Annotated in this window: 15 protein-coding genes and 2 tRNA genes; 6 read left to right on the forward strand and 11 right to left on the reverse strand. The window is 74.7% G+C overall.

Features of this window, described 5'->3' with window-relative positions; genetic code table 11:
• Positions 1 to 155: 155 nt before the first annotated feature.
• Positions 156 to 1,820 (forward strand): chitinase, encoded by a 1,665-nt coding sequence (locus ACZ3YL_RS15945; RefSeq protein ID WP_465657813.1) that lies wholly within the window; start codon positions 156 to 158, stop codon positions 1,818 to 1,820.
• An 83-nt stretch (positions 1,821 to 1,903) separates the two neighbouring features.
• Here the strand turns inward: ACZ3YL_RS15945 and ACZ3YL_RS15950 are convergent, their stop codons facing one another.
• The 4 genes from ACZ3YL_RS15950 to ACZ3YL_RS15965 form a co-directional block, all read right to left on the reverse strand.
• Positions 1,904 to 2,533, reverse strand: coding sequence for a DJ-1/PfpI family protein (locus ACZ3YL_RS15950; protein ID WP_465657815.1), 630 nt, complete (start codon positions 2,531 to 2,533; stop codon positions 1,904 to 1,906).
• On the reverse strand, positions 2,533 to 3,594 hold the full coding sequence (locus ACZ3YL_RS15955; protein ID WP_465657817.1) for a GlxA family transcriptional regulator: 1,062 nt from the start codon (positions 3,592 to 3,594) through the stop codon (positions 2,533 to 2,535). Before ACZ3YL_RS15955 ends, ACZ3YL_RS15950 begins: the two co-directional genes overlap by 1 nt.
• Positions 3,595 to 3,737: 143 nt before the next feature.
• Positions 3,738 to 3,811 (reverse strand) — tRNA-Lys (locus tag ACZ3YL_RS15960).
• Between the two features lie 70 nt (positions 3,812 to 3,881).
• Complete coding sequence (locus ACZ3YL_RS15965) at positions 3,882 to 4,790, reverse strand: NADP-dependent oxidoreductase (protein ID WP_188304744.1); 909 nt, start codon at positions 4,788 to 4,790, stop codon at positions 3,882 to 3,884.
• Positions 4,791 to 5,031: 241 nt separating this feature from the next.
• Between ACZ3YL_RS15965 and ACZ3YL_RS15970 the strand changes: the two genes are divergently transcribed.
• Positions 5,032 to 6,615, forward strand: coding sequence for a Na+/H+ antiporter (locus tag ACZ3YL_RS15970; protein ID WP_465657819.1), 1,584 nt, complete (start codon positions 5,032 to 5,034; stop codon positions 6,613 to 6,615).
• Between the two features lie 263 nt (positions 6,616 to 6,878).
• Positions 6,879 to 8,540: a glucose-6-phosphate isomerase gene (pgi, locus tag ACZ3YL_RS15975; RefSeq protein ID WP_188304742.1), complete on the forward strand. Its 1,662-nt coding sequence runs from the start codon at positions 6,879 to 6,881 to the stop codon at positions 8,538 to 8,540.
• Between the two features lie 136 nt (positions 8,541 to 8,676).
• Here the strand turns inward: pgi and ACZ3YL_RS15980 are convergent.
• The 3 genes from ACZ3YL_RS15980 to ACZ3YL_RS15990 form a co-directional block, all read right to left on the reverse strand.
• Positions 8,677 to 8,750 (reverse strand) — tRNA-Lys (locus tag ACZ3YL_RS15980).
• A gap of 68 nt (positions 8,751 to 8,818) precedes the next feature.
• Positions 8,819 to 9,472: a bifunctional DNA primase/polymerase gene (locus ACZ3YL_RS15985; RefSeq protein WP_188304741.1), complete on the reverse strand. Its 654-nt coding sequence runs from the start codon at positions 9,470 to 9,472 to the stop codon at positions 8,819 to 8,821.
• Positions 9,473 to 9,497: 25 nt separating this feature from the next.
• Positions 9,498 to 9,854, reverse strand: coding sequence for a hypothetical protein (locus tag ACZ3YL_RS15990; RefSeq protein WP_188304740.1), 357 nt, complete (start codon positions 9,852 to 9,854; stop codon positions 9,498 to 9,500).
• A gap of 234 nt (positions 9,855 to 10,088) precedes the next feature.
• Between ACZ3YL_RS15990 and ACZ3YL_RS15995 the strand changes: the two genes are divergently transcribed.
• Complete coding sequence (locus tag ACZ3YL_RS15995; RefSeq protein WP_465657821.1) at positions 10,089 to 10,406, forward strand: hypothetical protein; 318 nt, start codon at positions 10,089 to 10,091, stop codon at positions 10,404 to 10,406.
• A 66-nt stretch (positions 10,407 to 10,472) separates the two neighbouring features.
• Here the strand turns inward: ACZ3YL_RS15995 and ACZ3YL_RS16000 are convergent, their stop codons facing one another.
• From ACZ3YL_RS16000 to ACZ3YL_RS16010, 3 genes are read right to left on the reverse strand one after another with little or no spacing between them, the layout of a single operon-like run.
• A complete protein-coding gene (locus ACZ3YL_RS16000; RefSeq protein ID WP_465657822.1) occupies positions 10,473 to 11,825 on the reverse strand; it encodes an AAA domain-containing protein in 1,353 nt (450 codons plus the stop codon).
• Positions 11,822 to 13,483, reverse strand: a complete 1,662-nt coding sequence (locus tag ACZ3YL_RS16005; RefSeq protein ID WP_465657824.1) for a hypothetical protein — start codon at positions 13,481 to 13,483, stop codon at positions 11,822 to 11,824. Before ACZ3YL_RS16005 ends, ACZ3YL_RS16000 begins: the two co-directional genes overlap by 4 nt.
• On the reverse strand, positions 13,480 to 14,724 hold the full coding sequence (locus ACZ3YL_RS16010; RefSeq protein WP_465657826.1) for a hypothetical protein: 1,245 nt from the start codon (positions 14,722 to 14,724) through the stop codon (positions 13,480 to 13,482). Before ACZ3YL_RS16010 ends, ACZ3YL_RS16005 begins: the two co-directional genes overlap by 4 nt.
• Positions 14,725 to 14,920: 196 nt before the next feature.
• On the opposite strand from ACZ3YL_RS16010, the gene ACZ3YL_RS16015 reads away from it, so the two are divergent.
• Positions 14,921 to 15,577, forward strand: a complete 657-nt coding sequence (locus tag ACZ3YL_RS16015; protein ID WP_465657827.1) for a histidine phosphatase family protein — start codon at positions 14,921 to 14,923, stop codon at positions 15,575 to 15,577.
• 21 nt (positions 15,578 to 15,598) lie between these two features.
• On the opposite strand, the gene ACZ3YL_RS16020 is transcribed toward ACZ3YL_RS16015, so the two are convergent.
• Positions 15,599 to 17,260 (reverse strand): tetratricopeptide repeat protein, encoded by a 1,662-nt coding sequence (locus tag ACZ3YL_RS16020; RefSeq protein WP_465657829.1) that lies wholly within the window; start codon positions 17,258 to 17,260, stop codon positions 15,599 to 15,601.
• Positions 17,261 to 17,525: 265 nt separating this feature from the next.
• Between ACZ3YL_RS16020 and ACZ3YL_RS16025 the strand changes: the two genes are divergently transcribed.
• Positions 17,526 to 18,038 carry a hypothetical protein gene (locus tag ACZ3YL_RS16025; protein ID WP_223242719.1) on the forward strand — a complete coding sequence of 171 codons (513 nt, stop codon included), beginning with the start codon at positions 17,526 to 17,528 and terminating at the stop codon, positions 18,036 to 18,038.
• Positions 18,039 to 18,182: the final 144 nt, after the last annotated feature.

The raw sequence follows: 18,182 nt of genomic DNA on the forward strand, positions 1-18,182 counted from the left end.
GGACCGGTCTGGACCATTGACAGCGCACTGTCGGATCCACTTCAGTGGTCTAGTCCAACTTGGGTGCCAGGCCGGGCCGTTCCCCCCCACTGGCGCGTGCTCCGGCGTGCCCTCGGACGTCCCCCACGACCGCGCCACCGCAGGGAGCACCCGCCATGCGCAGATCGACCATGCCCAGACACCGCCGTGCCGCACTCGCCGCCGGCACCGCCTCCGCCGTCGCCGCCGCCACCCTGGTCGGCGTCACCCTGGGTCCGGCGCCCGCCGCCTCGGCCGGAGAGTTCCTGGTCAACGGCGGCTTCGAGTCCGGCTCGCTCGGCCCCTGGAGCTGCACCGGCAACTCCGGCAGCGTCGTCACGACCCCCGTGCACAGCGGCGGCCACGCGCTCGCCGCCGCCGCCACCGCCGGCGACACCGCCCAGTGCTCCCAGACCGTCGCCGTCGCGCCCAGCACCACCTACACGCTCAGCGCCTACGTCAACGGCTCCTACGTCTACCTGGGCGTCGACGGCGGCGGCCCCAGCACCTGGACCCCCGGCACCGGTGGCGGCTACCAGAAGCTCAGCGTCAGCTTCACCACCGGCGCCAACCAGACCACCGCCACCGTGTACACCCACGGCTGGTACGGCCAGGGCACCTACTACGCGGACGACGTCTCGCTGGACGGCCCGGGCGCCCCCAGCCCGACGCCCACCCCGACGCCGACGTCCACGCCGACGTCCACGCCGACGTCCACGCCCACCGGCACCCCCACCGGCACCCCGACGTCCACCCCCACCGGAACGCCCACGGGCACCCCCTCCGGCGGCCACACCCTGGTCGGCTACCTGCACGCCAGCTTCGCCAACGGCGCCGGCTACACCCGGCTGGCCGACGTCCCCGGCTCCTGGGACGTCATCGACCTCTCCTTCGGCGAGCCGACCGCCCCGACCTCCGGCGACATCCGCTTCAACCGCTGCTCGACCACCGACTGCCCGACCGCCGAGTCCGACGCCGACTTCAAGGCCGCCATCGCCGCCAAGCGCGCCCAGGGCAAGAAGGTGCTGATCTCGATCGGCGGCCAGAACGGCCAGGTCCAGCTGACCACCGCCGCCGCCCGGGACGCCTTCGTCAGCTCGGTCTCGGCGATCATCGACACGTGGGGCCTGGACGGCCTGGACATCGACTTCGAGGGCCACTCGCTCTCCCTCGACACCGGCGACACCGACTTCAAGAACCCGAAGAGCGCGGTCATCGTCAACCTGATCTCGGCACTGAAGACCCTCAAGGCCAAGTACGGTCCGGGCTTCGTGCTGACCATGGCGCCGGAGACGTTCTTCGTCCAACTCGGCTACCAGTACTACGGATCCGGCCCCTGGGGCGGCCAGGACCCGCGCGCCGGGGCGTACCTGCCGGTCATCTACGCGCTGCGCGACGACCTCACCCTGCTGCACGTCCAGGACTACAACTCCGGCTCCGTCATGGGCCTGGACAACCAGTACCACTCCATGGGCGGCGCCGACTTCCACGTCGCGATGACCGACCTGCTGCTCAAGGGCTTCCCGGTCGCGGGCAACGCCGCCAACGTGTTCCCGCCGCTGCCCGCCTCGAAGGTCGCCATCGGCATGCCGGCCACCACCAACGCGGGCAACGGCTACATCGCCCCGGCCGAGGTGGACAAGGCGCTGGACTGCCTCACCAGGCTGGTCAACTGCGGTACGTACGTGCCGCGTTCGGGGGCCCAGCCGAACCTGGCCGGGCTGATGACCTGGTCGGTCAACTGGGACCAGTTCGGCGGCCGGGAGTTCTCCAGGAACTTCGACGGCTACTTCGGCCGCTGACCGGAGGCCGGGTCCGTGCCCCGGAGCCCGTGTCGCGGGGTCCGCGCCCGGTCGGGTGCGGCCCCCGCGACCCCGCTGGGCCGTCAGCCCAGCAGCAGCCGCCTCGCCCCCTCGACCGCCGCCGGGGAGGCCGTCGCGAGCGAGCCGGCAGAGTACGGCGGCTGCGGGTCGTACTCGATGAGCAGCTGGATCGCCTCCGCGGTGGCGTCCCCGGCGATCAGGCCGGTCAGCCGCAGCGCGAGGTCGATCCCGGCCGAGACCCCGGCCGCGGTCGCGTACTTGCCGTCGACCACGATCCGCTCGGTGCCGGTCGGCTCCGCCCCGAAGCCGGGCAGGCGGTCCAGGACGCCCCAGTGGGTGGTGGCCCGGCGGCCCCGGAGCAGCCCGGCGGCGCCCAGGATCAGCGAGCCGGAGCAGACCGAGGTGGTCCAGGTGGTGGTCGCGTCCACCCGGCGCACCCAGTCGAGCACCGCCTCGTCGGTCAGCTGCGCCTCCGTCCCGGGGCCGCCGGGGACGAGGAGCAGGTCGGCCGAGTCCACCTCGTCCAGCGTGGCGTCCGCGGTGATCGCCAGGCTGGTCCGGTCGTTGCGGACCGGCCCGCGCTGCGCGGAGGTGAACACCACCTCGGCCCCGGGGATCCGGGACAGCACCTCGTACGGGCCGACCGCGTCGAGGGTGGTGAAGTCGGGGTAGAGCAGGACGGCGATGCGCATCAGTGACCTCCAAGGGGCTGCGAACCATCGGGCGGGGAACCACCGGGCCGCGAACCATCGGGCGGGGAACCACCGGGCCGCGAACCATCGGGTGGGGAACCACCGGGCTGGGACCGGAAGCGGCGTCGGTACTCGGCGGGCGGGGCGGCCAGGGACCGGACGAAGGCGCGCCGCATCGCCTCCGGGGTGCCGTAGCCGCAGGAGCGGGCGATCTCCTCGATGCCGTCGTCGGTGTCCTCCAGCTGCCGCCGGGCGGCCTCCAGCCGGACCGAGTCCACGTACCGGCCCGGGGTCACCCCCACCTCGGCGGCGAAGGCCCGGGCGAAGTGCCGCGGCGACAGCGCCGACCGGTGGGCCAGCGCCTCGACCGACAGGTCGGCCTCGGGGTGCTCGGCGATCCACCGCTGGACCTCGCGCAGCGGCTGCCGGGCCGCCACCTGGGCGGCCAACTGGGTGCTGAACTGGGCCTGGTTGCCCGGCCGGCGCAGGAAGACCACCAGGTGACGGGCGATCAGCAGCGCGGCGTCCCGGCCGTGGTCCTCCTCGACCAGGGCCAGCGCCAGGTCGATCCCGGCGGTGACCCCGGCCGAGGTGGCGATGTGGCCGTCCCGGACGTGGATCGGATCCGGGTCGACCGTGACGTCCGGGAACCGCCGGGCCAGTTCCCCGCAGTAGGCCCAGTGGGTGGTCACCCGGCGTCCGGAGAGCAGTCCGGCCTCGGCGAGCAGGAAGGCGCCGGTGCACACCGAAACCACCCGCTCGGCCCGGCCGGCCAGCTCCCGGATCCGTGCCACCAGCAGGCCGTCCGGCGGCTCGCCGCCCTGCCCGCCGGGGACCAGCAGGGTGTGCACCGGCCCGGCCTCGGCCAGGTCGGTGTCCGGCAGCAGCCGCAGCCCGCTGGTGCTGGCCACCGGCCCGCCGCCGAGCGAGGCGGTGGTCACCCGGTACGCGCCCGGCTGCCCGGCGGCCGCGCCCGCTCCCGCGAACACCTCCATGGGCCCGGTCACGTCCAGGCTCTGCACGCCCTCGTAGAGGACGACGACCACGCTGCGCGCTCTCATGCGGCCAGCCTGTCAGCGGGCCGCGGTGGCAGCAATGACCGGTTTCCCACCTTTCCTGCCATCCGGGATGCCGTTCCTCCGGTGCCCAGGACGGAAAACGCCGAGAGGCCCCTCGCTTTCGCAAGGGGCCTCTCGGCTGTCTGTGCGCCGCCAGGGACTCGAACCCCGGACCCGCTGATTAAGAGTCAGCTGCTCTAACCAACTGAGCTAGCGGCGCCTGCTGACCTGGAGAACATTACCTGGTCAGCGGCCGAAACACCCAATCGGCCCCGGAGCGCCCGGCCTGCTCAGGCGGTGAGCACCACCTTGCCGCGGACGTGCCCGGTGCCGACCAGCCGGTGCGCCTGTTCGGCCCGCTCCAGCGGCAGCGTCTCGGCGATCTCGATCCGCAGCCCGCCGGTCTCCCAGAGCCGGACCAGCTCGGTCAGCCGCTCGGCGGTGCGCGGCGCCCGCAGCCCCCGGACGCCCAGCCGCTCGGCCTCCGGGTAGTCGACCACGGTGCCGATCCGGTCCCGGTCGGCGACCAGCTCGACGGAGGCCGCCAGGGCGCCCCGGCCGGCCGCGTCGAAGGCCGCGTCCACCCCCTGCGGGGCGACCGCCCGGACCCGCTCGACCAGCCCCTCGCCGTACGCGACCGGGATCGCGCCCAGCTCGCGCAGGTAGTCGTGGTTGCGCTCGCTCGCGGTGCCGATCACGGTGGCGCCCAGGGCCCGGGCGAGCTGGACGGCGACGGTGCCGACCCCGCCGCTGGCGCCGTGCACCAGGACGGTGTCGCCGGCGGCGACACCGAGCAGGTCCAGCGCGACGTGGGCGGTCTGGCCGGAGGCGGAGAGCGAGCCGGCCTGCTCCCAGGGCATCCCGGCGGGCTTGGCCACCAGCTGGGCGGCGTCCACCGTGACCAGCTCGGCCTGGCAGCCCAGCATGCGGAAGCCCAGCACCTCGTCGCCGACCCGCCAGGCGTCGACGCCCGGCCCGAGCCGGTCCACCACCCCGGCGAACTCGTTGCCGAGGACGATCGGCGGCTCGGCCACCAGCCCCGGCGGGCGGAAGCCCTCCCGGATCGCGAGGTCCACCGGCTGCACCGCGGCGGTGTACACCCGGACCCGGACCTCGCCCGCTGCGGGCTCGGGGTCGGCCACCTGGGTGACCCGCAGGACCTCCGGACCGCCGGACGTCGGTACCGTGACCGCCTTCATGGGGGCTCCTCTCGCCGGTTCCATCACGCGAACACCCCGATCCTCGGTGCTGAAGTGCGCTTCAGGTCAAGCGCCTGTTCGGCGTGTCTTCACCTATGGGCGCATTGTCAGATTTATCCTGGGCGGCGCTCAGCCGTCCGTCGCCGGCCGGCCGTCCGTCGCCGGCCGGCCGTCCGTCCCGATCGGCCGTCCGTCCCGATCGGCCGCCGGCCGTCGATCCGCCGTCGAGAGGAACCTCCCCGTGGGCCAGCTGCCCCTGTTCTTCCTGGTGCTGCTCGCCTCCGTGGTGACCATGCCACTCGCCCGCAGGACGGGCGTGCCGCAACCGGTCCTGATGACCCTGCTCGGCATCGTCATGGCCCTCGTCCCGCAGATCCCGGACGTCAAGATCGAGCCCGAGCTGATCCTCCCGCTGGTCCTGCCGCCACTGATCTTCGCCGTCGCCCGGCGCTCCTCGGTCCGCTACTTCAAGGCCAACGCCCGCTCGATCCTGCTGCTGGCGATCGCCCTGGTGGTGGTCACCACGATCGCCGTGGCCGGCGCCGTGCACTGGCTGCTGCCCGCCCTGCCGCTGGCCGCCGCGATCGCGGTCGGCGCGCTGGTCTCCCCGCCCGACCCGGTGGCCGCCGTCGCGGTGGCCGGCAGCATCGGGCTGCCCCGGCGCCTAGTGGCGATCCTGGAGAGCGAGGGCCTGTTCAACGACGTCACCGCGATCGTCATCTACTCGCTGGCCATCGAGGCCATGGTCAGCGGCGACTTCTCGGTCGGCCACGCGGTGCTGCGCTTCGTGCTGTCGGCGGTGCTCGCCGTGATCGTCGGCGTGGTGCTCGGCTGGGTGAACGCCAAGCTCGCCGACCGCCTGGACGACCCGACCCAGCAGGTCGCGCTCAACCTCCTGGTGCCCTTCGCCGCCTACACCATCGCTGAGGAGATCCACGGCTCCGGCGTGCTCGCCGTGGTGATCTGCGCGCTCTACCTCGCCGAGCGGGCCGCCGACGCCGACGCCGTCGCCTACCGGCTGGTCGGCAACGCCTTCTGGGAGGTGGTCGAGATCCTGATCACCGGCGTCGCCTTCGGCCTGATCGGCCTGGAGCTGGCCACTGTGCTCAAGGAAGCCGGCCGCGGCTGGACCGGTTTCCTCGGCGACGCCGCCGTGGTCATCGCGGTCGTGGTGCTGGTCCGGCTGTTCTGGCTGCTGCCGGCCGGCTGGCTGTCGAAGAAGCTGCGCAAGGGGGACGAGGAGGACACCCCGTTCAGCTGGAAGGAGAGCGTGGTCCTCTGGTGGTCCGGCATGCGCGGGGTGGCCACCGTCGCCCTGGCCCTCGCCATCCCGCTCGTCCTGCACTCCGGCGCGGACTTCCCGGAGCGCGGCCGGCTGGTCTTCATCGCCTTCAGCGTGGTGCTGTTCACCCTGCTGGTCCAGGGTCTGACGTTGCCCTGGCTGGCCAAGCGGCTCGAACTGGACATCGACCAGGACAAGCACGAGCAGGCCGTGCGCCAGCTCTGGTGGCGGGCCGCCAAGGCCGGACTCCAGCGGCTCGGCGAACTGGAGGAGCAGGACAAGCTGCCCGCCGAGGTCGCCGACCGGCTGCGGGACCGTCAGCACGACCGGCTGGCCCGGCTCTGCCCGGAGAACTACGCCGAGGAGGAGGCCGCCGAGGCCAAGCAGCGGATCGCCCAGTGGCGGGCCGCCGCCGAGGTCGAGCAGGAGATGATCGCCGCCTCCCGGCGCGAGATGCTCGTCGCCCGCAGCGAACCGGGCGCCGACCCGGAACTGGTCGACCACGTGCTGCGCGGACTGGACCTGCGCTCCGAACGGAAGTAGCGGGCGCGACGGAAGCGCTGTGCCCGACGGATGTGGCGGACGCAACGGATGTGGCGGACGCAACGGAAGTGACGGGCAGTCCGCGCCCGGCCACCGGAATGTGCGCGACCCCCGCCGAGGTTGCATAGGCTGAACCCGGGCAGGCCGTCAACGGAGTCGGCGCACCACCAGTACCGCCACGACCTCGCGAGCAGGCCCTCACCGCCTGACCCTCACGCCTGGCCCTGCCGGTTTCTGCACCCAGATGAATCGAGGACCCACCGATGTCGGAGACCCGCGCCGACGCCCGCACCCCGCTCGACCGCACCCCGCAGTGGGCCGCCCTGGCCAAGCACCGGTCCGAGCTGGGCGAGACCCACCTGCGCGAGCTGTTCGCCGCCGACCCCGAGCGCGGCCGCACCCACACCCTGCGGGTCGGCGACCTGTACGTGGACTACGCCAAGCACCTGGTCACCGACGAGACGCTGGAGCTACTGCGCGAACTCGCCGCCGCCACCGGCGTCGCCGAGCTGCGGGACGCCATGTTCCGCGGCGAGAAGATCAACCTCACCGAGCAGCGCGCCGTCCTGCACACCGCGCTGCGGGCCCCGCGCGACGCCGTCGTCGAGGTCGACGGCGTCAATGTCGTCCCCGGGGTGCACGCCGTCCTGGACAAGATGGCCGGCTTCGCCGACCGGGTCCGCAGCGGCGAGTGGAAGGGCCACACCGGCAAGCCGATCCGCGCCGTGGTCAACATCGGCATCGGCGGCTCCGACCTCGGCCCGGCGATGGCCTACGAGGTGCTCCGCTCGTTCGGCGAACGCGACCTGGCGGTGCGTTTCGTCTCCAACGTGGACGGCGCCGACCTGCACGAGGCGGTCCGCGACCTCGACCCGGCCGAGACGCTGTTCATCGTCGCCTCGAAGACCTTCACCACCATCGAGACCATCACCAACGCCGTCTCCGCCCGGGGCTGGCTGCTCGACGGCCTGGGCGCCGGCACCGAGGCGGTGGCCAAGCACTTCGTCGCGTTGTCCACCAACGCCCAGGGCGTGCAGGACTTCGGCATCGACACCGCCAACATGTTCGAGTTCTGGGACTGGGTCGGCGGCCGCTACTCCTACGACTCGGCGATCGGCCTCTCGCTGATGATCGCCATCGGCCCGGACGCCTTCCGCGAGATGCTGGACGGCTTCCACCTGGTCGACGAGCACTTCCGCACCGCCCCGCCGGAGCAGAACGTCCCGCTGCTGCTCGGCCTGCTGGGCGTCTGGTACGGCGCGTTCTTCGACGCCCAGGCGCACGCGGTGCTGCCGTACTCGCACTACCTGTCCAAGTTCACCGCCTACCTCCAGCAGCTGGACATGGAGTCCAACGGCAAGTCGGTGACCCGCGACGGCACCCCGGTCGGCTGGCAGACCGGCCCGGTGGTCTGGGGCACCCCCGGCACCAACGGCCAGCACGCCTACTACCAGCTGCTGCACCAGGGCACCAAGGTGATCCCGGCCGACTTCATCGGCTTCGCCCGCCCGGTCGCCGACCTGCCCGACCGCCTGGTCGCCCAGCACGACCTGCTGCTGGCCAACTTCTTCGCCCAGACCCAGGCGCTGGCCTTCGGCAAGACCCCGGAGGAGGTCGCCGCCGAGGGCGTGCCGGCCGAACTCGTCCCGCACAAGACCTTCAAGGGCAACCACCCGACCACCACCATCCTGGCCGCCGAGCTGACCCCGTCGGTGCTCGGCCAGCTGGTCGCGCTGTACGAGCACAAGGTGTTCGTCCAGGGCGCGATCTGGAACATCGACTCCTTCGACCAGTGGGGCGTCGAGCTGGGCAAGGTGCTCGCCAAGCGGATCGAGCCGGTGCTGCTCACCGGTGAGGGCGGCGAGCAGCTGGACAGCTCCACCGCCGAGCTGGTCGCCCGCTACCGCGCGCTGCGCGGCCGCTGAGCCCCGGCCGGGCCGTCCCGTTCCGGCGGGCGGCCCGGCCGTTCCTCCGGCGGGACCGCCCGGGCGGTCCTCCGGTGCCCCGGACGGGAAACGCCGAGAGGCCCCTCGCTTTCGCAAGGGGCCTCTCGGCTGTCTGTGCGCCGCCAGGGACTCGAACCCCGGACCCGCTGATTAAGAGTCAGCTGCTCTAACCAACTGAGCTAGCGGCGCCTGCTGACAGAGAAGACTCTAGCAGCGGCCCGCGGTCGGGCCAAAATCGAATACCGGCCGCTCCCCGTTCACCCCCCGGTCACGACGACCGGCTCGGCCGGGACGGCCCCGCCGGGCTCGCGCGCCGCCCGTACGCAGGCCCAGAGCACCACCGAGGCCCCGGGCAGCCAGGGCTCCCGCTCGTCCGGGGCGACGATCCAGCGGCCCGACCCCCGGCCGGGGGAGTCCGGGCCGTGCACCATCCGCTGCAGCGGCGGCACCGTCACCGCGTCGCCCTTGCCGTGGCAGAGCAGCGGCGGCACGTCCCGGGCCCACTCCTCCCAGGCCAGCAGCCGGCGCAGCCGGGGGGCCGCGCCGGGCTGGACGAACAGCAGGGTGCGGCCCCGGTAGCCCGCGACCGGGCCGCAGCCGGGGCCGGAGGCCCACAGTTCGTCCAGCACCCGGCGCCCGAACAGCGACGGCATGCTGATCACGTCGAAGGCCCGCCCGCAGGGCAGCACGGAGGGCGCCCACGGGCGGGCCTCCCAGAGGGCGCGCATGCTGCGCGGGTACTCGCTGGCGGAGGCCAGCCAGGCCTCCCCGGCCACGGTGACGTACTCCACCGACTGGTGCGTCCAGATGTCCACGCCCAGCAGCCTGCGCCGTGCGCGCCCCCGGTGTGGCGGAAAGCGCCGTTCGCCGGACAGGGTGGCGGGCGATCGCGTACCCTCCGCCGCTGGCATATGCCAGCGGCTGCCCGGACGGGCTTCAGTCCTCGTGGCGGCGCGGCTGGAGCAGGCCGCGGCCGTACTCGATCATCTTGGCCGCGTAGTCCGGGGTCCAGTCCGCGCGCTCGGCGACCTCGGTGTCCGACAGCGCGTCGAACCGGCGCGGGTCGGCGAGCTGGGCGGCGGCGACGGCCTGGAAGTCGGTGGCCCGCTCGGCGGCGGCCCGGAAGGCCAGGGCCAGTTCGGTGGAGCGGCGCAGCAGCTCCGCGGGGTCGTCGATGGACTCCAGGTCGAAGAATCGTTCCGGCTCCGGTTCGGCGGACTGCGGCTCGAACAGGAGCTGCACGGGGCGCAGTCGCCTGGTGGGCTCGGGCGTCTCGGCGGGGGAGTCGGGCATGGACGGACACCTCCGGGGTCTCGGTGAGGGAGGGCGGCGGGCTGCTCCGGGCCGCACCGCCCGATCGTGGCCGCCGTCCATTGTCTCGCGGTGGCGGCCGGTAGCGGAACGGTGCGCGTGCAGGCGCTATTCCCCGGCACGCGCCGGGGCGGTGCCCCGGGCGCCGCGCTTCCGGATCGCGTGCGAACCGGTTGTGCCGGGTACAGCAGTCCTCCACCGAACCGGGAGCACCCCATGCGCGCACCGTCCACCGGCCTCCTGCCGGCCGCCGCCGTCCTGACCGCCGCCGTCCTGACCGCGGTCGCGTCCGCCGGGCCCGCCTTCGCCGCCGAGACGGCCAAGGTCGTCACCGGGCCGCCGAGCGCCCCCGGCGGCGTCTCCACGGCGGCCTGCCCGGCCGGCACCCACCTGACCGGCGGCGGCTACCGGCTCCAGCCCGACGCGGACGGACCGGTGCGCGTCAGCGGGCCGACCGCCGACGCCACCGGCTGGAGCGCCCAGGCCGAGCGCGGGTCCGTGGTGGCCTTCGCCGTCTGCGAGACCGAGGACTGACCGGGCCCTCGCCGGGGCCTGGCTGTCGGACGGTGTCGGATCGGGCAGGGATCCGAGAGACAGGCCCTACCGCAGGTGCACCCGGTGGCCGGCCAGGTGCTGGAGGACCTGGTGGTTCGCCTCCCAGCCGTCCGGGAAGGCCACCGGGACGCCCAACTGCACCGGCTCGGTGGCGGGGTGCTCGTCCAGCAGCTCCGCGATCCCGGCCCGGCCGACCACGATGCAGGCGTGCCGGTGGCGGGAGGCCAGCACGCAGAGCCGGCCGGTCTCCAGGTGGAAGGCGGTCGCGTCGGGGCGCCCGGAGAGCGGGTGCAGCACCACGGTGACGTCGTACTCCCGGCCCTGCAGCCGGTTCGCGGTGTCCACCGTGACGGCCGGACCGACCGTGCCGTCCACCGGGACGCCCACCTTGACCAGGGCCGCCCGCACCGCCGCCGCCTGGTCCCGGTGCGCGGTGCCGACGGCGATCCGGTCCGCGGTGAGCGGGGCCTCGCCCTGCTCGGAGCGGGCGGTCAGCCCGCGCTCCAGCAGCCGCCGGACGGTGGCCGCGACCGCCGCCACCGCCTGGGGGTCCGTCCGCACGGTGTGCCGGGCGGGCAGCTCCAGCAGCGCCCAGCCGTGCTCGGCCGCCCGGTCGATCACCGCGTCCAGCGCGGAGCCGTCCGGCCGTACGGCGGCGGTCAGCGCGCGGTCGTCCGGGTCGGTGCCGGAGCGGAACGGCGTGTACGGGTAGAAGGCGCGCGAGATCAGCGGTGCCGCGCTGGCCGGCAGCCGCCAGGAGACCGGCAGCCGGTGCGGTTCGATCTGCGGGTTGTGCGCCAGCATGGTCACCACGGCGCTGCCGGACGGGTCGTAGGACAGGCCCGCCCACTGCTCGGTGCCGACCACGGTGAACGGGTCCAGCTGCCCCGGGTCCCCGACGAACAGCGCCCGCTCGAAGAGCCGGGCCACCGCGAGCAGGGCGTCCGAGCGCATCTGGTACGCCTCGTCGACGATCGCGTGCCGCCACGGCGCCTCGGCCCGCACCCACTGCCACTTGGCGGAGGTCGAGATCACCACGTCGTGCTCGACCAGGTCGGCGACCTTGTCGGACGGCGTGACACTGGCGTGCCGGAGCACCTCCGGCCCCGGCCGGGAGTCCGCCGCGTGCAGCCGGCCGATCGTCAACTCCGGTGCCTTCTCGGCCAGTCGGCCGACCAGGTCGTCCACCTGGCCGTTGGTCTGGGCGACGATCATCAACCGCTCGCCGGCCGCCACCAGCTCGCGGGCGGCCCGCACCACCAGGGTCGACTTCCCGGCGCCGGGCGGGGAGTCCACCACCACGCCGCGCGGCGCGCCGGCCGACGGGTGGACGGTGGCCGCCAGGATGCGGGCCACCGCGGCGTCGGCCGCCGCGCCCGGGGGCTGCTCGCTCATCATTCCCAATCCTCGGTGGCGGCGGTGGCGGCGGTGGCGGCGGTCGGGGCCGGTACGGGTGCGGTGCCGGGCGGGCCGCCGTGGGTCCACGGGGTGTCGTCCGGCTCGGGCAGCGGCGCGGACTGGCGGACCGTCAACTCGAACAGGGTGAAGGTGACCGGCTCGCCGGGCTCGGGCACACTGCCCGGCTCGGGTTCCTTCCTGCGGCCCATGCCGGACAGCATCCGCAGCGTGATGGTGCCCTCCTCCGGGTCCACCGCCACGATCCGCGCCTTCTGCGCGGCCGGCCCTCCGCCGGCCTCCGGCCGGGGGGACCCCCATACCCGGTGCGCCTCCCGGCCGAGGTCGGCGTGCGGGCGGTCGGCGGTGCGCAGGGTGACCAGCGGACGGGGCTTGGGGGAGCGCCCGGTGGTGTCGTAGTCCGGCACCACCTCGGTCACCACCCCGCTGAACGCCTCGCCGGACAACCGGTGTTCGGCCATCGCCAGCGGGTCGTCCAGTGCCTCCTGGACGTCCAGCCGGGCCTGCTCGCGCTCGCGCTGGGCGAGTTTGCGGGCCGCGGTGACGGCGTCGTCCTGCCGGGGCTGCGGCGGCTCGCCGGCGGCCAGCCGGTCCCGGTGGCCGGTGTAGGACCAGCGGTCGCCGGTCCAGCGCTCCGCCAGGTGGCCGGCCGGCGGCAGGGCGCGCAACAGGTCCAGGCCCCGCCAGACGTCCCGCCAGGTGGGCAGCAGGACGGCGGACAGCACCCGCTCCAACTGCTCGACCGCCGAGCGGACGGCCGAGCGGGCGCGCTCGGCGGCGGCCTCGTCGCGCTGCCCGGTGCCGTCCTGCCCGGTGCCGTGCTGCAGGGCGCTGACGGCCGCGTCGTAGCGGGCGATCGCCGGGGCCAGCACGCCCTCGTCGAAGGCCGGGTCGGTGGCCGGGCCGGCCGGCGGGTGCAGCAGCTGCCCGTGCCCGTCGCGGGCGGACTCGGCCAGCTCGGCGGCCTGCGCGCCGGTCAGCCCCGGCGGGGGGTCGTGCCAGGCCAGCCGGGCCGCCAGGTGCTGGTCCTCCAGGTGGCTCTGGCCGGTGGCCCAGTGCCGGGCGAGCAGGCCGGTCATCGGCAGCAGCAGGCTGGAACCGGGCACCTGGGCACGGTCGGTGAGGTGGGTCAGCCAGCGGCCGAGCAGCGGCACCCGCAGCGGCGCCGGGTGGGGGCCCGGGTCGGCGTCCTCGGCGGTGCGGCGGAACCGGGTCGAGCGGCCGATCAGGGCGAGGTGGCGCACGCCCGCGCCGTTGGGCACGATCAACTGTGGTGCGTCCGCGCACAGTTCGCGGAACACCTGGGTCTTCTCGCCGGTCTCCGGGTCCTTCTCGGAGCCCTCGATCTGTTCGACGTCCGTGCCGAAGGACTCCAGGTAGGGCAGCAGGTCGGCGGCCAGCGCGGCCAGGTAGTCGAACCGGAGGGTGCGGTTGAGCGGCTGCGGCACCAGGTGCAGCCGGGGGGCGTCCCGGTCGGTGCCCAGCAGCACGGCCAGCGGCGCGCCGGACTCGCCGGCCGCGGTCAGCGGGACGAGCACCATGGGCCGCTCCGACAGGTGCCGGTGCCGGACGGTGGCCAGCGGCTCGGCCCGTCCGCTGCGGACGGCCTCCAGCCGGGCGAGGGTGGTCAGCAGGCTCATGCCCTCACGCCCAGGGCTTCCGCGCGCAGGGCGGCCGCGTACGCCAGGCGCTCGGCCGCCTCGTGCGCGCCGTCGCCGTCGCCGTCCGCGTCGGCGCTGCGGTCGCTGCCGTCGGTTCCGCCGGTGCCTTCGCCGCCGCCGGCGGCGGCCAGGGCCTCGGCGACCGTACGGATGCTGCCCAGCTCGCCGCGCACGCCCCGGCCGAGCTGCTCGACCCGGTCGTCGCAGCGGGCCCGGGCGCGGCAGTGGAAGCCGAGCTCGCAGGTGGAGAGGCAGTCCGGGCTGTAGGCGGCGGGCACCGTCTCGACCGAGGCGGTCAGCTGCTCGGCGGTCCGGGCCGGGACGCCGCCGTCGTCGGCGGCCAGGTCGAAGTCGGTGCCCGGCGGCAGCGTCGCCAGCAGCCGGTCGATGCCGGTCATCCGGCTCAGCTGGCGGCGGGTGGTGGCCAGTTCGCGGCGGACGTCGACGGCGACGGCGGTCGGCCGGTTGCCGAAGTCCTTCGGGCAGACCAGCAGCACGCTGGTGCGGGGGCTGCCCGGGAGCCGCTGCTCGGTGTACGGGTCGTCGGCGAGGGGGAGCCCGGCGGCCGCGGCGGCGGCGTGCTGGAGCGCCAGCACGTACACCGCGGCCTGGCGGGCTGCGGCGCCGACCTTGGCCGGGTCGGCGCTGCCGTCCAGCACCGGGAAGGACTTGATCTCCACCACCGTGCACCGCCCGCCGTGCACCACCAGGGCGTCCGGCTCCAGGTAGGCGGTGCTGCCGGCCACGGCGAGGCGCAGCATCGGGTGGTCCAGGAGCGTCCAGGAGTCCGGCTCGGCGGCGGCCCGGGCCAGTGCCTCGGCCGTCCGGTCGGCGCGTACGGCCGGGCCGGAGCGGTGCAGCAGGTCCGGCACCAGCAGTGGGGCGTGGTCGTCCACGGGGAGGCCGAGGTGGGCGCGGAGCGGCTCCAGCAGGGCGGCGTGGTCGTCCGCCTTCAGCCGGGACTCGAAGATCACGCCGCGGGCGATCGCGAACGGGGACTGCCCGAAGGGGGCGGGGCGGCCGAGCCGGGCGGCCAGCGCGGACTTGTCCACCCCGGCCGCGTCCAGCACGGCGCGGCGGTGGCAGCCGGGATTGGCGGCCAGCGCGGCGAGGGAGCGGGCGTTCAGACTGCGCTGCGGGGCCGGTCCGCGCAGCTCGGCGAGCCGCTGGGCGAGCGGCTCAGCGGGCCCGCGCAGCGGGACGTTCGTCGAGACGTTCATGGTGCGGCCCAGTGTCGCATCCGGGTCCGACAACGCGGTGCGGACCGGGCGGTTCCGGCTCGTTCCGCCCGTAACCGGCCCGTCCTGCCCGCTACTCCGGGCCCGCGATCGTGGGCGCCGTCCGGGTGGGGGATCATGGAGCCCGGTGCTCAAGGGTGAGACCGACCGTTGACCGCCCCGCTGCGAGGAGCCTTCCATGCCCGCCCGAATCGTGCTGGTCCGCCACGGTGAGACCGAGTGGTCGGCCACCGGTCGCCACACCGGCCGCACCGACATCCCGCTGACCGAGGAGGGCCGCACGATGGCCCGGGCGCTCGGCGCCCGGCTCGCCAAGGCCCCCTGGAACGGGCTGCCGGACGCGCTCGTCTACACCAGCCCGCTCGGCCGCGCCGAGGAGACCTGCGCCCTGGCCGGCTTCGGCGACCGCGCGGTGGAGCGCCCCGAACTGCTCGAGTGGGACTACGGCCAGTACGAGGGCCGCACCGGCGCCGACATCCGGGCCACCGACCACCCCGGCTGGCTGATCTGGCGCGACGGGGTGCCCGGCGGCGAGAAGCTCTCCGACGTGGCCGCCCGGGTGGACGCCTTCCTCGCCGAAGTGAACGGGGAGCACGGCGTCCCGGAGTCGGACTCCACCGTCATGCACTGCGCCGACCGGGACGTCGTCCTGTTCGCGCACGGCCACCTGCTGCGCATCCTGGCCGCCCGCTGGCTGGGCCTGCCGCCCGAGTTCGCCCAGCGCTTCAAGCTCGGCACGGCGGCGCTGTGCGTGCTGTCCTGGGAGTACGGCGCCCCGGCGGTGGAGGTCTGGAACGACCTGTCCCACCTGGATGGGCTCGACCAGGGCCACTGAAGCGGCGCCTGCGAGGACCGCTCAGGCCGCCGCGGCCTGGTCGTACCCGATCAGGAAGCGGCGGACCTCGGCGACCGAGGCGTGCGCGCGCAGCCGCCCCGCGGTGTCCGCCAGCATGCTGCGGATCCGGGCCGAGCGGACCTCGCCGAACAGTGCGACGGCGGCCGAGCCGTGGTGCGCCGCGCCCGCCAAGTCCCCCCGGCCGAGCCGGTCGTGGGCCAGTTCGGCGGTGTACAGCACCCGGTTGCGGACGAAGTGCGGCTCCTGCAGCGCTATGGCCAGCGCGGCCTGCTCGCTGGCGCGGTCCCAGTCCTCCAGCGCGGACCAGCACTGCGACTGCAGACCGACGATCTCCGCCTCGCCGAAGAAGGACATCCACTCCGGATCGGTCTCCGACGGCCCCCGGTCGAACAGCGAGTAGGCCCGGCCGATCGCGCGTTCGCAGGAGGAGCGGTCCCGCAGCACGGCCCAGGCGCCGGCCTCGCGCATCGCCAGCAGGGCGAGCAGTCGGGCGGAGTCCAGCTCCCGGGCGGCGGCCTGCCCGGCCTGCGCGGCGCGCAGCGCCTCGCGCGGGCGCCCGGCGTCCCGGGCGAGGAAGGCGCTGTTGCAGAAGACGTGCGCCTCCAGGGCCGCGTCCCCGGCCATCCGGGCGGTGGCGAGCGCCTCGGCGTAGAACGAGCGGGCGTCCGCGAGCCGGTTCGAGTCATGCGCCAACCAGCCGACGGAGATGGCCAGTTCACCGGCCCCGGCCTGGAGCCGACGTTCCGTCTCGGCGCTGTAGTCACACTCGTCGAGCAGTACGTAGGCGGTCCGCAGCGACTGCCCGGCGAGTTCGTACAGGGCGTCCGCGCCGTGCGCGTCGTCGGCCAGTCTGATGTCCCGGACGGCCTGTTCGACGCCTTGCACCTCGGCGACGCCGATCCTGCGCAACGGCGGCACCGCCGCCGCCCGGCCGGGCACCACCGGCTCGGTGCCGAGCAGCGAGGGCGCGGCGAACTCCGCGCCGGGGAAGGCACCTTGGCGGGTGACCGGGCGATGGCCGATGGCCGGGCCGAAACCGATGGCCGGGCCGAAGCCGGCACCGGCGACGGGCCCGGCGGCGGCCGGCCGGTCGATGCCGATCACGGTGGCCAGCGCGGTCGAGCCGCCGGCCAGGAACGTACGGCGACGCACGTCGTCGTTCTCCTCGTCGAGATAGGGCGATCCATCGGGCCCCCTGGGCGCCGCGCCGGCCGACGGCCACGGGGGCCCTTCCGGAGCGGATGGATCCGCGTACGGCGAGGCAGCGTACGGGAGTTGGGTGGAGAGTGGTGAGCGCGGGGCGGGCAGGGGCGGGAACGGCGGGTGGAGTGGTGGGTGGGGCGGGGGTGCCCCGGTGGCCGCCCCGCCGCCGTCCGCCGAGCGGCGGCGGACGGCGGTGCGGGGGGCGAAGCCGAGGTCGGTGAGCGTGCGCCCCGGCCACATGTGCCGGAAGACCCGCTCGTAGGCGTAGTTGGGGCAGCGGATCTCACCGGACTCGACCCGTCCGACGTAGCGGGCGTCGCAGGACACGTGCTCGCCGATCTCTCGGGCGGCCCGGCGGACCGCCATGGCGAACTCTCCGGGTGAGCGGTCGCCGCGCAGTGCGCGCATCACGGGGTTGGGGGACGGTCGGTTCGGCTCGGCCGGTGGGGTGGCTGCCATGGCGCAGAGAGTACTCGGAGTCACCGATCAGCCACACTCGGTTGGCAGGACATCTGCCGTCAATGCGGTGCAAAGCGGGCGTAGTTGCCGGATATCCGCCATGAAATGCCATGCCTTGCTGTAAAGCGCCCCGTGGCCTCCGGCACTCCCGCCGCGTTGTCCTGATACGTGGAAGCCCAGGCCGCCCCCCCGGCCCGTCCCCGCCCCCGAGGCCCCACCCCGGCGGCAGCGCTTCCGACCCGACGAGGTAACAGGAGGGCCCGTGATGGCCACCGGACTGCCACAGCACCGACCCGTCGCCGGGGGCGTGCTCGCCGCCGCCGCCCCCGCCCTGCTGCCCGACCCCGCCGATGACCGGTTCCCCGGCCGCGGCCCGGTCGAAGGCGGCCGCGGCTCCTGCGGCGGACTGCGCCGGGACCACCCCGTCCCCGCCGAGGACACCCTCGTCACCGGCTGCGACACCGTGACGGTCGCCCTGCGGCACGGCCTGGAAGCCGTCGACATCCTGCGACTGCGCCGCGCCTGCGGGGCCGTCCTGCAGAGCCGCAACGGCAGCACCGTCTCCTTCCTCGTCCCGGCCGGCACCTGGGAGACCTGGCACCTGCCCGGCAGCTCCTGTACGGCCGGCGCCCTGGTGCCCGGCGCCACCGACCCGCGCTGGGTGATCCCGCCCTCCGGTGCCAGCCGCTCCGCCCGCCCCACCGACGCCTGGGTGCTCCGCTCCGCCCTCTGCGAGGCCGCCTGCACGCTCACCGCAGGCGGCCTCGGCCCGTTCTAGCGGCGTGCCGCGCGGATCCCGCCGGGCCCGTACGCCTCCGGCCGGATCCCCGCGGCACGCCCCTGGGCGGGGTGTGCACCGCTGTGGCGACGCCTGACCTGTGTCGCCTCCGGCGGCTCCTGCTTATGCAGCCTCCGGCGACCC

The sequence above is a fragment of the Kitasatospora sp. NPDC023176 genome, from assembly GCF_055560495.1.